Source organism: Labrys sp. E2SS-1L, assembly GCF_057073705.1.
This window is the reverse complement of the sequence record NZ_CP172712.1, coordinates 2630860-2643369: the sequence shown is the minus strand read 5'-3', so window position 1 is coordinate 2643369 and position 12510 is coordinate 2630860. Positions and strand designations below refer to the sequence as shown.

The following is a 12510-nucleotide window of genomic DNA, read 5'->3' as shown; positions in this document are numbered from 1 at the left end:
TTAAGGAAGCGATTGTCCGCACCGCTCCATGAGCCTCCCCCAATCGAAGCTGGCCCCCAAACTCCTAATTGCCAGGAATCTTCCGTATCGCCACATTGCAGCCCTCGCACGCAACGCCGGGCAGGAAGGCTTCCCTATGCGCATCCTCATGATTCTGCTCGGCTTGCTGGGCCTGCTTGCTGCGCCCCAGCCGAGCCTTGCCCAGGATGGATCGAAGGACTTCCAGGCCTTTCTGAGCGACTTCCCGCCCGGCAATGACGTACGCCCCTTCCACGGTGAACTGTCGCCGACACTGAAGGAACACGTCCATCCCAGATTGATCGAGTTCTGGCAAAGGATCGGCTTCGGGTCCTTCGGCAATGGCTTCATCACTTTCTTCGATCCGCGCGAGGCCGAAACGATGCTGGCCCGCTGGCTGCTGCTCCAACAGCCCGACCCCACGCGGGTCCCCATTGCGCGCACCGCCTTCGGCGACCTGATCTATTTTCGGGACTTACGGCAAAGGGCAGCCGAAAACGGGCTCGAAGCCAATTGGAAGAACGGCAGCGACGTGGTCTTTCTCAGCATCCACTATCGCGGCAGTTCGGCCATAACCTGGTCTGTGGACGACTTCTTCACCAAGGATCTCAAGGGCTTCCTGCAGGACAATCCGCGCGCCTTCTACGAACTCTATTCGACGGTCGACCAACAGCCGCTCGCCCCCGGCGAGTGCTTCTATTTCGTGCCGGCCCTTGCCCTCGGCGGCCAGGCAACCAAGGCATCCGTCGGGCGTGGCGACTGCCTCGTTCACCAGGAAATCCTGCTGCAACTGGCTCTTTCCTCCGGCCCCTCGCGCAAGTGATCGCGCAGGACGACGGGGGGCGGGACAAAATATCCTGCTCCTTGTCGGGAGAAGTCCCTCCCGCCCGTCCTTGGGGCAGAGCGCGATGCCGCCCCGCATCGCGTCTTCCCATCCAAACCATGGCAACCAGAGGACATCTTCCCATGCGCAAGATCATCGGCGGCATATTCCAGTCTCTCGATGGTGTGATGCAGGCCCCCGGCGGCCCGCCGGAGGACCCGACCGGTGGCTTCGAACTCGGCGGCTGGTCGGCGACCTTCTGGGACGGCACGATGGGCACGGCGATGGGTGGCCTGTTCAGCAATCCCTTCGACCTGCTGCTCGGCCGCAAGACCTATGAGATCTTCGCGGCCCACTGGCCCTTTGTCGGTCCGGAGGATCCCATCGGCCCCGCCTTCACCAAGGCGGCCAAATATGTGGTCACGCGCGGCAGCGAGCCCTTCGAATGGCAGAACAGCCATCGCCTCGCCGACATCGCCGCCGTCGCCGAGGTGAAACAGAGCGAAGGGCCGGACATCCTCGTCCAGGGCAGCACGACGCTCTACCCCCAATTGCTGGCCGCGGGCCTCATCGACCGGCTTTTCATCATGACCTTCCCGCTGGTACTCGGCAAGGGCAAGCGCCTGTTCGGCACAGGCACGCCGTCCGGCGCCCTGAAACTGACCAGCCACGAGGTTTCGAGCACCGGCGTTATCATCGCCACCTATGAACCAGCCGGATCCGTGCCAATAGGCACCTTCGAACTTGCCGAGCCAAGCCCGGCGGAAATCAAACGTCGCGAGCGCATGAAGCGCGAAGACTGAAGCCGAACAGGCTTTTCGGCGCCTTCGGGTGGACGACGCCGCAAATTTCAATGATCTCTCAAAGTATTAGACGGCTTCGAGGCGCTCGCGGACCTTTCCGCGTGCGCTGTTCGGCGTCATTTGTCATATCAATACCGATGCCGGCCACGATCCTGCGGCCGATGCATTTCGCCGCAACATTCGCATGACACGTCCACGGGTCTGCCGTGCTAAGGTCGCATTTGAATGGGAAGCAGCCGCCCTCCCGCCGCTCTCGATGCGGCGATGAACGATTGTTGCGGTACTGCCCGTGAGAACAGGGCCGGGCCATGAAGCCTGGAGACCGGCAAATATGAGGAAGCGTGATATGAAACTTCATGTTGTGGAAGGCGGAGCCAAGGATGAGATCGAGCCGATCCAGTTCAACAATCTCGGCGCGCTCCACGCCAATCTCGACGAACCTTCGCTTGTCGAAGTCGCGATTCGCCGCGGCGAGGGCCTGCTCAGCCCCGGTGGCGCCCTGGTCGTCGATACCGGCAGCCATACTGGCCGCTCCCCGAAGGACAAGTACATCGTCCGCGAGCGCGAGACCGAAGACTCGATCTGGTGGGCCAACAACAACGCGATCTCCCGCGCCGCCTTCGATACGCTGCTGGCCGACATGCTCTGGCATGCGACGGAAAAGCAGCTCTTCGTGCAGGACCTGCATGCCGGTGCCGACGAGGACAACGGCATCAAGGTCAAGGTCTATACCGAGCTTGCCTGGCACAGCCTGTTCATCCGCAATCTCCTGATCCGCCCCTCCGCCGATGACCTCGCCGGGTTCTATCCCGACCTCACCATCATCGACATGCCGAGTTTCAAGGCCGACCCCGCCAAATACGGCCTGCGCTCGGAGACGGTGATCGCCTGCGATTTCACCCGCGGCGTCGTCCTGATCGGCGGCACGGCCTATGCCGGCGAGATGAAGAAATCGGTGTTCTCCTACCTCAACTACATCCTGCCCGCGCGCGGCGTCATGCCGATGCATTGCTCGGCCAATGTCGGCCCCAGCAGCGTCTCGGCCCTGTTCTTCGGGCTCTCGGGCACCGGCAAGACCACCTTGTCCGCCTCCCCCGACCGCTCGCTCATCGGCGATGACGAGCATGGCTGGGGCCCGAACGGCATCTTCAACTTCGAGGGCGGCTGCTACGCCAAGACCATCAATCTCGACAAGCAGGCCGAGCCGCAGATCTTCGCCGCTTCGCAGCGCTTCGGGGCGGTGCTCGAGAACGTCGCGATGAACCCGATCACGCGCAAGCTCGACTTCACCGATGGTCGCAAGACCGAGAACACCCGCGCCGCCTATCCGCTGCATTTCATCGAGAATGCCTCGGCGTCCAGCGCTGCCGGTCATCCCGGTACGGTGGTGATGCTGACGGCGGACGCCTTCGGCGTGATGCCGCCGATCGCCCGCCTCACGCCGGAGCAGGCGATCTACCACTTCCTCTCGGGCTTCACCGCCAAGCTCGCCGGGACCGAGCGCGGCGTGACCGAGCCGCAGCCGACCTTCTCGACCTGCTTCGGCGCTCCCTTCATGCCGCGCCATCCGGTCGAATATGCCCGCCTGCTGAAGGAGTTGATCGACAAGCACCAGGTCTCCTGCTGGCTCGTCAACACCGGCTGGACCGGAGGTGCCTATGGCACCGGCCGCCGCATGCCGATCAAGTGGACCCGCACCCTGCTCAACGCCGCCCTCGATGGCAGCCTCGACAGGGCCAAGTTCCGCACCGACCGTCATTTCGGCTTCCAGGTTCCGACCGCGGTGGACGGCGTGCCGAGCCACGTGCTCGATCCCTTCAAGTCCTGGGCGGACAAGGCGGCCTATGAGAACCAGGCCCGCCGCCTGGTCGGCATGTTCACCGAGAACTTCAAGCAGTTCGAGGTGGCGGCCGACGAGACGACCATGAGTGCTGCTCTCGGCGCCTGACCTGCCGGGCCGAAAAACGGCTCCCGGCTCTTGGCTGGAAACGATACAGCGATGATTTCAGAAGCGGCGGCTCCATCGAGCCGCCACTTTGTCTTTCTGCACGATGGTTCTATCGCGACGCCGCCAGGACCTTTTCCATGCCCAGCGCAATGGCGAGGACGTCCTCGTCCGCGTACCGGCGCCCGACGATCTGCAGGCCGACCGGCATGACGCCGGCGCGATCGACCGGCAGGGAGAGAGCCGGGCATTGCGGCAGGAGATTAAAGGGGCACGTCATGTCCAGTCCCTTCAGGCGCCCGTCCGGCAGACTCTCGGCAAAGTCGTCATCGGTCAGTTCCACCGGGGGTGCCACGATGGCGCAGGTCGGGCACAGCAGGGCATCATAGCTTTCGAACAATCGGGCCATGTCCCGCCACATCCCCGTGCGCAGCAATTCAGTACGCTTGTACTGCGTGGCGTCCATGGCCAGGCCCTTTTCGATCATCGCCACCACGGCCGGATCCATGCGTCCGCGCCCTGCGGCAAGACGGCCCCCGAAATAGGCCGACATGAAGACGCACCAGATGTCGAACCACTGGTCGACCACAGCCCGGCTCCAGCCGATCGGGATCTCGTCGACGACAGCCCCTGCCCCGCGAAGGTCCTCAACCGCGCCGCGAATGGCCATCTCCACCGCCGGCTCGACGGCATAGAAGCCAAGGTCGAGCGAGAAGGCGAAACGCCGGCCTGCGAGGCCCGCCTTGCGTGCCCGCATGCCGTCGAAGGGAAGCGGCAGGGACTGGATGTCCTCGTCGCTCGACCCGGCCGTCGCGGCCATGAAAGCGATGGCATCTTCGACGCTGCGCGCGAGAGGCCCGAAATGCGAGATATTGTCGAAAACGCTTGGCAGGATCGTCATCGGGATGCGCCCGAGGCTCGGCTTGAAGCCGACCACACCGCAGAAAGCGGCGGGGATGCGCACAGAACCGCCCATATCGGTTCCCTCCGCCATCGGCACGACGCCCATGGCCACGGCGACGGCCGATCCCCCAGAGGACCCGCCGCTTGTGCGCTCGGGGTCCCGGGGATTGCGTGTTACGCCCCAACGCGGGCTCTGCGTGAAGCTGGAGAATGCGAATTCCGGCGTGGTGGTCTTGCCGATCAGAATGCCCCCTGCAGCCTCCAGGCGGCGGACGCACAGGGCGCTCTCGGGAGGAACAGGATCTCCGCTCGTCCAGGAACCCAAGGTGGTGAGATCGCCTGCCGTCGGCGTCATGTCCTTGGCGGCGAAGGGCACGCCATGCAGGGCTCCCAGGGACTGTCCAGCCCTGGCGGCCTCATCCGCCTGATGAGCACTGGCAAGGGCATGCTCGTGCCGCAGCAATGTGAAGGCATTCAATTCAGGTTGGCACGCCTCGGCCCGGTGCAGGGCTTCCGCCACCACCTCCACGGCATGGAAGCGCTGCCGCCGAATGCCGTCGGCGATCGCGTAGGCCGGCAGATCGAGCGGATGGGTTCGGGATGTTGTCGTGCCGGCCAGATTCATCGTCTTCTCCATTCCGGCTTGTTGCAGGCCTGAGGCGGGCGCATAGGGTTGGCAACCAGTCCATGCGTCTTTGCAGGGAAGTTCGAGGGAGCACCATGCCGCCACCATTCCAGGGCTGGAATCGCCTCCTTGCCCATGCGGTCGAGGCCATCGGCTCGCCGGGCTTTCCGGCGGCGCTGCAGGCAGTCCTGCGCCTGATCGCCCCTTTCGAGATGATGAACGGCTTTCGCTATGCGCCGGACGGGCGCGCGCATGATCTCCACAACCCGCCCGACCTCATCGATCGCGGCATCATCGTCGATCAATACCTGTCCGGCGCCTATGTGCTCGATCCCTTCTACGACGCCGTCCGGGGGAGCGATGCCGATTGCCTGATCGTCATGCAGGACCTGGCACCCGATCATTTCAGGCAATCCGAATATTACCGGGTCCACTATGCCGCGACGACCATCAGGGACGAGATCGGCTTTGTGCTTGATCTCGGCAGCGGACATGTCGGCGTGCTCTCGATCAGTCGCCTCGGCGCGAACCCGCTGTTCCGCCGCCGCCAGATCGAGCAATTCGGCGACGTCGCAGAACTGATCTGCCGCCTGGCCGAACGGCACTGGCGGACCGTACGCCCGCCCTCCCCCTCCGGTGAGGCACTCCCCTCCGCGGCCATCGCCCATCCCCAGTTGACGCCGCGCGAGCGGGAAATCGTGGCGCTGATCCTGAAGGGGCATTCGAGCCTCTCGATCGGCGCCGTCCTCTCTCTGTCCCCCGAAACGATCAAGGTGCATCGCCGTCACATCTACGCAAAGCTGAAGATATCGAGCCAGGGGCAGTTGTTCCGCCTGTTCCTGGCCGGGCAATCTTCCGCAGCCTGAGCAGTGCCTGCTCAGGCTGCGTCCTCCACGAAGTCCATTTCGGGCGGGGCCTGGCTGAACATGCGCGTCAGATAGGCGAGATAGGCCGCCCCCAGCGCCAGCCAGATCAGGCCGAGCCATTTGGCGTGGGCGTCGAGATTGAGGAGCAGATAGAGGTCGCAGGCCGCCGCGATGGCTGGAAGGATCACGCCCATCAGCACGCCCAGCGGCCTGACGCCTTCATGCCCGCGCAGATAGAGAGCGATCACGGAGAGATTGACCGCCGTGAAGGCCAGGAAGGCGCCGAAATTGATGAAGGAGGTCGAGGTCGTGACATCCATCCAGATCGCAGCCAGTCCGACCAGGCCGACGAAAGCCAAGTTGGCGAGGGGCGTCTGCCATTTCGGATGCAGGCGGGCGAACAGGCCGCTAGGCAGCACGTTGTCGCGGCCCATAGCGTAGAGAAGGCGGCCGACGCTGGCCTGGGCAGCCAGGCCCGAGCTGAATTGCGCCAGGACGAGCGTCGCCAGGAAGATCACGACGAAGAAGTCGCCGCCGATCTTCTGGGCGATCTCGTTGCCGGCGGCATCGACGGAGGCGAACTCGAAGCCCGGATGCGCGAGCTGGATCACATAGCCCGCCGCCACGAAGATGGCGCCGCCGGCCAGGGCCACGATCAGGATGGCGCGCGGAATGGTGCGCCCGGCGTCCCTGGTCTCCTCCGTCAGCGTGGAGACGGCATCGAAGCCGAGGAAGGAATAGGCGGCGATGGCAGCCCCCGCCACCGAAGCGGAAAAGGGCACGTTCGCCTGGAAGAACGGCGCCGCTGCCGCCAGGCCGCCGGTCCCGCTCGCTGCAGCGACATAGCGTGCCGCCAGCAAAACAAAGGCGGCGACGACGGCGAGCTGCACCAGCATCAGCACGAAATTCACCCGGCTCGCGAAGGCGATGCCGAGGATGTTGATCACGGTGGTGGTGAGGATGAAGGCCACGATCCAGACCCAGCTCGGCACGGCCGGAAAGGCGGCCGACAGATAGGCCGCGCCGATCAGCCAGATCACCATCGGCAGGAAGAAATAGTCGAGTAGCACGGCCCAGCCGACCAGGAAGCCGACACCGGAGTTGAGGGATCGGCGGGCATAGGTGTAGGCGGAGCCGGCCACGGGATAGACCCGGGACATCACGCCATAGCTCAGAGCGGTGAGCAGGATGGCGCCGGAGGCGAGCAGATAGGACATCGCCGTGGTGCCCTGGCTTGCTGTCGCCAGCGGCCCGAACGTGCCGAACACGATCATCGGCGTCATATAGGCCAAGCCGAATAGTACCACCGACCACAGGCCCAACGCTCTGTCCAATTTCACGTCCTGCATCGCCGCTCTCCCCTGGTGACAAGTTCGCCGGTCTGCCGGCGTCCGCCCTATCGTTGTGTCCGGGAAGCTTGTGCCGATGCCGGCGATCGAACAATAACCCCAAGGAGTTATGACGAAACCGGAAACCCAGCCGTCATTTGGTGCGGGAGCGGCGGAACTCGCCCGGGCTCATGCCAGCCCATTTATGGAAGGCACGGTGGAAGGCGCTCGGCTCGGTATAGCCGAGATCGGCGGCAACCTGGCCGACCGGCTTGGCGGTGCGGGCCAACCAGTCCAGGGCCAGCTTGCGGCGGATCTCCTCCTTGATTTCGGAGAAACTCTCGCCGTCTCCAGCCAGATGGCGCCGCAATGTTGGTTCCGACAGGCCCAGCCTCGCGGCCATCTCGGCAAAGGAAGGCCATTCAGCGGGAGGAAGCTCGCGCAGCAGGCGTCGCGTGGCGGAGGCCGCGCCACGGTCATGGCGATAGCGCCCCAATATGTTGGCCGGTGCCCCGGCGATGAAGCCCTGCAGGGTCCTTTCGGTCTGGCGGACCTTGAGCGCCAGCATGTCGCGATCAAAGACCAGCATGGTTTCGGGCCGCTCGAAGCTGACGGGGGTGCCGAAGAAATCGCGATGGTCCTCGCGTCCGGCCGGCAGGGACCCGCGATAATGCAGCTCGCGGATCTCGAGCTGGCGCTTGACCAGCCAGCAGACGACGCCGTGCAGCAACAGGAAATAGGTACGATAGGCGAAGGGCAGGCGCGGCGGGGATGTCTCGCGCAGAATTACCCGGGCGAGCGCTCCCTCGATGACCAGCTCTCCCTTGGGCTCGGCGAGCACCAGGTTGAGGAAACGCAGGCTGCGCCTGACGGCGTGCTCCAGCGTCTGGCTGGAGATCACCGCGTGGCAGAGCATGGCGAAACTGCCCGGCGCCATCGGGCGGGCACCGAAGCCGAAATATTCGCATTGCATGATCTGCGCGATGCTGAGCCACAGGCGGCCATATTGCTCGGCCGACAGGCGAAAGCCCGGCAGGTCAAGTTCGCTCTCGCGGAAGCCGCCCGCCTCCAGAGCCGGCGCAAGATCGAAGCCGCCGCGCCGCAGGGGCTCGAGCGTATCCTGGATGAAGCCGAGGCCGATCACGGCGTGGATCTCTTCCCTTCCCAGGCCATTCGCCCCCTCACGATATGGCAAAACCGATCACGCTTTTAAGCATGAAGGGTCATCGAATGCCACCGCCGACACGCGTAATATCATTGCCAACGACAACGGCTCTCAAAGAGCCGAACGGGGAGAGTTCCGCGCCATGCAGATCCAAGACCGTGTCTTCCTGGTGACTGGTGCAGCGTCCGGGCTCGGCCAGGCGGTGGCAGCCGAATTGGTGAGCCGCGGCGGGCGCGTCCTCCTCTGCGATCTCAATGCCGAAGCCGGCGAAAAAGCCGCCGCTGCGCTGGGACCGCAGGCCCGCTTCCAGCGCACCGATGTCGCCAGTGCCGAGGATGGACAGGCTGCCGTGCAGGCCGCCCTCGATGCCTTCGGCCGGCTTGACGGTCTGGTCAACTGCGCCGGCGTCGCCCCCAGCGAGCGCATCGTCGGACGGGACGGTCCGCATGATCTCGAGCGCTTCGCCCGCACCATCCAGATCAATCTGATCGGCACCTTCAATATGACGCGGCTTGCCGCCCGGGCGATCTCCGCCAACGCGCCCGGCGAGGACGGCGAGCGCGGCGTCATCGTCAACACCGCTTCGATCGCCGCCTATGACGGCCAGATCGGCCAGGCCGCCTATGCCGCCTCCAAGGGCGGCGTCGCCAGCCTCACTTTGCCGGCGGCCCGCGAACTCGCCCGCTTCGGCATCCGTGTCGTCGCCGTGGCCCCCGGGGTGTTCGAGACCCCGATGATGCAGGCCATGCCGCAGGAGGTCAGGGACTCGCTGGGTGCGACCGTGCCCTTCCCGCCCCGCCTCGGCCATCCGCAGGAATTCGCCGCTTTGGTCTGCCACATCGTCGAAAACCGCATGCTCAACGGCGAAATCATCCGGCTCGACGGCGCCCTGCGCATGGCGCCGCGCTGATCGACCACACACATCGCCGAAATCGGCGTAAAATCCTCCTTCGCAGAAAGGGACCATGAGATGAATGACCCTGTCGTGATCGTCGGTTCCGCGCGGACCCCGCTCGGTGGTTTCCAGGGGGCCTTTTCCAGCCTGCCGGCGGCACGCCTCGGCGCGACGGCCATCTCGGCGGCGGTGTCCCGCGCCGGGCTGCCGGCAGAGGCGATCGAGGAAACCGTGTTCGGCTGCGTGCTCAGCGCCGGCCAGGGCCAGGCTCCGGCCCGCCAGGCCGCGCTGGGTGCGGGCCTGCCGATCTCGACACCCGCCACCACCGTCAACAAGATGTGCGGCTCGGGCATGCAGGCCGCCATGCTCGGCCACGATTTGATCGCCGCCGGCACGGCTGGCGTGGTGGTGGCCGGCGGCATGGAGAGCATGACCAACGCCCCCTATCTGCTCGACCGCGCCCGTAGCGGCTACCGCATGGGCCATGGCAGCGTGAAGGACCACATGTTCCTGGACGGGCTCGAGGATGCCTATGAGAAGGGCCGCCTGATGGGCACCTTCGCCGAGGATTGCGCCGAGGCCTATCAATTCACCCGCGAGGCGCAGGACGAATTTGCCTTGCGCTCCCTGAGCCGGGCCCAGGCCGCCATCCGGGACGGGCGCTTCGACAGCGAGATCGTGGCGGTGACCGTCGGCTCGGGCAAGACGGAGCAGGTGGTCGGCGTCGACGAGCAGCCGGGCAAGGCCCGCCCGGACAAGATCCCGACGCTGAAGCCGGCCTTCCGCGAGGGCGGCACGGTGACGGCGGCCAATTCGAGCTCGATCTCCGACGGCGCCGCCGCCTTGGTGCTGATGCGCCGCTCGCAGGCGGAAAAGCGCGGCCTCAAGCCCCTCGCCGCGATCGTCGGCCATGCCAGCCATGCCCAGGAACCGAATCGCTTCGCCACCGCCCCGATCGGCGCCATGCGCAAATTGTTCGATCGCACCGGCTGGACGGCCGGCGAGGTCGACCTGTTCGAGATCAACGAGGCCTTCGCCGTGGTGACGATGGCGGCGATGCGCGACCTTGATTTGCCTGGCGACAAGGTCAATGTGCATGGCGGCGCCTGCGCCCTCGGCCATCCGATCGGGGCCTCCGGCGCGCGCGTGCTGGTGACCCTGCTGGCCGCTCTCGAAAGCCATGGGCTGAAACGCGGCGTGGCCAGCCTGTGCATCGGCGGCGGCGAAGCGACCGCGATGGCGGTCGAACGGCTGGTCTAGTCAGAACTGAAATACTTGCACTGGAGCGCGGACATCTCAGCGACATGCTGTCATGTCGCTGAGATGCCCGCGCTCCAGGGAAACGAGGAAACCTTCATGCCCGATTTTCGGCAGGCTCGTGACTTTCTGCTCAAGCATCGCACGGATTATGAGACGGCTCGCGCCGGCTTCGACTGGCCGGATGAGCCCCACTTCAACTGGGCGCTCAATTGGTTCGATGCCGAGCTCGCCACCGCTGCCGAAAGCCGGGACCGCACGGCCCTGTGGATCGTCGACACCGCAGCCGGCATCGACACCAAATTCAGCTTCAGCGAGCTCAGCCGGCGCTCCAACCAAGTGGCGAATTTCCTGCGCGCCCAGGGTCTGAAACGCGGTGACCACGTCCTGGTGCTGCTCGGCAATGTGCCGGCGATCTGGGAGACAACGCTGGCGGCGAGCAAGCTCGGCCTGATCCTGATTCCCGCCACCACCTTGCTCACGCCGGACGAGCTCGCCGATCGTTTCGACCGCGGCAAGGCTCGCGCCATCGTGGCCGAGCGCGACCAGCTCGCCAAATGCGAAGGCGTGGCGCCGCCGGAGGTGAAGCGCATCGTCGTCGGCCCCGGCAGCGAGGCCGGCTGGGTCGCCTATGCCGGAGCCTTCGACCAGTCCACCACCTTCACGCCGGATAGCCCGACCAACCCGCACGATCCGCTGCTGCTCTATTTCACCTCCGGTACCACCGCCAAGCCCAAGCTGGTGCGCCATTCCCAGCGCAGCTATCCCATCGGCGCGCTCTCGACCATGTACTGGCTCGGCCTGCAGCCGGGAGACGTTCATCTCAACGTGTCCTCGCCCGGCTGGGCCAAGCATGCCTGGAGCTCGTTCTTCGCGCCCTGGAATGCCGGCGCCACGGTGCTGGTGATCAATCAGCCGCAATTCAGCGCCAAGGTGCTGCTGCGCGAACTCGAACGCTGCCAGGTCACCACGCTTTGCTCGCCGCCGACTGTCTGGCGCCTGCTGATCCAGGAGGATCTCGCCGCCACCAAGGTCTCGCTGCGCGAGGTGTGCGGCGCCGGCGAGCCCCTCAATCCGGAAGTGATCGAACGGGTCCGCAACGCCTGGAGGCTGACCATCCGCGACGGCTACGGCCAGACCGAGACCACGGCCCAGATCGCCAATTCGCCCGGACAACCGATCAAGATCGGCGCCATGGGCCGCCCCCTCCCCGGCTACGACATCCGCATCCTCGATGCCGACGGCAAGCCCGCCACGGAAGGCGAGGTCTGCCTGCCGCTCGGCGACACACGCTCGGCCGGTCTGATGCAGGGATACCAGAGCACCGACGGCAAGCTCGGAGGCTTGGAGGGCGAGGTCTACCATACCGGCGACGTCGCCTTCATCGACGAGGACGGCTATCTCACTTTCGTTGGCCGGGCCGACGACGTCTTCAAATCCTCCGACTACCGCATCAGTCCCTTCGAGCTCGAAAGCGTGCTGATCGAGCACGAGACGGTGGCCGAGGCTGCCATCGTGCCGGTGCCCGATCCCATCCGCCTGTCGATCCCCAAGGCCTATGTGCTGCTGGTCGGCGCAGCCGAGCCGTCACGCGAGACGGCCCTGTCGATCTTCCGCTACACCAATGAGCGTCTTGCCCCCTTCAAGCGCATCCGCCGCATCGAATTCGTCACCGAATTGCCCAAGACCATCTCCGGCAAGATCCGCCGCGTGCAGCTGCGCCGGCTGGAAGTGGAGGAAGACACGCAAAGCCCGTTCCGGGGCGTCGAATTCGCCGAGACCGATTTCCCGGAGATGGCATCGGAGAGGAAGCGCGCATAGGGTTGCGGCAGCGGCATTCCGGGTGCGCACAACACAATTTTCACAACACGATGAAGGACCA

At 65.3% G+C, this 12510-nt stretch carries 10 protein-coding genes; 7 read left to right on the top strand and 3 right to left on the bottom strand.

Annotated elements, in window-relative coordinates:
• Positions 1-136 precede the first annotated feature (136 nt).
• The 3 genes from ACIGJE_RS12175 to ACIGJE_RS12165 all read left to right on the top strand — a co-directional run bounded on the left by ACIGJE_RS12175 (position 137) and on the right by ACIGJE_RS12165 (position 3592).
• Positions 137-841 (top strand): GAD-like domain-containing protein, encoded by a 705-nt coding sequence (locus ACIGJE_RS12175; RefSeq protein WP_415082703.1) that lies wholly within the window; start codon positions 137-139, stop codon positions 839-841.
• Between the two features lie 143 nt (positions 842-984).
• Positions 985-1644, top strand: coding sequence for a dihydrofolate reductase family protein (locus ACIGJE_RS12170; RefSeq protein ID WP_394310035.1), 660 nt, complete (start codon positions 985-987; stop codon positions 1642-1644).
• Between the two features lie 346 nt (positions 1645-1990).
• Entirely contained in the window at positions 1991-3592 is a 1602-nt protein-coding gene (locus ACIGJE_RS12165) for a phosphoenolpyruvate carboxykinase (protein ID WP_367624014.1), read from the top strand.
• 109 nt (positions 3593-3701) lie between these two features.
• Here ACIGJE_RS12165 and ACIGJE_RS12160 read toward each other — a convergent pair whose 3' ends face one another.
• Positions 3702-5117 carry an amidase gene (locus ACIGJE_RS12160; RefSeq protein ID WP_415082700.1) on the bottom strand — a complete coding sequence of 472 codons (1416 nt, stop codon included), beginning with the start codon at positions 5115-5117 and terminating at the stop codon, positions 3702-3704.
• Between the two features lie 95 nt (positions 5118-5212).
• On the opposite strand from ACIGJE_RS12160, the gene ACIGJE_RS12155 reads away from it, so the two are divergent.
• On the top strand, positions 5213-5983 hold the full coding sequence (locus ACIGJE_RS12155; RefSeq protein WP_415082698.1) for a helix-turn-helix transcriptional regulator: 771 nt from the start codon (positions 5213-5215) through the stop codon (positions 5981-5983).
• An 11-nt stretch (positions 5984-5994) separates the two neighbouring features.
• On the opposite strand, the gene ACIGJE_RS12150 is transcribed toward ACIGJE_RS12155, so the two are convergent.
• A complete protein-coding gene (locus ACIGJE_RS12150; RefSeq protein ID WP_483680158.1) occupies positions 5995-7332 on the bottom strand; it encodes an APC family permease in 1338 nt (445 codons plus the stop codon).
• Between the two features lie 133 nt (positions 7333-7465).
• Positions 7466-8455, bottom strand: coding sequence for an AraC family transcriptional regulator (locus ACIGJE_RS12145; RefSeq protein WP_415082694.1), 990 nt, complete (start codon positions 8453-8455; stop codon positions 7466-7468).
• A gap of 163 nt (positions 8456-8618) precedes the next feature.
• On the opposite strand from ACIGJE_RS12145, the gene ACIGJE_RS12140 reads away from it, so the two are divergent.
• The 3 genes from ACIGJE_RS12140 to ACIGJE_RS12130 all read left to right on the top strand — a co-directional run bounded on the left by ACIGJE_RS12140 (position 8619) and on the right by ACIGJE_RS12130 (position 12449).
• Positions 8619-9386, top strand: coding sequence for a 3-hydroxyacyl-CoA dehydrogenase (locus ACIGJE_RS12140; RefSeq protein ID WP_415082692.1), 768 nt, complete (start codon positions 8619-8621; stop codon positions 9384-9386).
• A gap of 60 nt (positions 9387-9446) precedes the next feature.
• Positions 9447-10631 (top strand): acetyl-CoA C-acyltransferase, encoded by a 1185-nt coding sequence (locus tag ACIGJE_RS12135; protein ID WP_415082690.1) that lies wholly within the window; start codon positions 9447-9449, stop codon positions 10629-10631.
• A 96-nt stretch (positions 10632-10727) separates the two neighbouring features.
• The gene (locus ACIGJE_RS12130; protein ID WP_415082687.1) at positions 10728-12449 is read left to right on the top strand and encodes an AMP-binding protein; all 1722 of its coding nucleotides are present in this window, start codon (positions 10728-10730) and stop codon (positions 12447-12449) included.
• Positions 12450-12510: the final 61 nt, after the last annotated feature.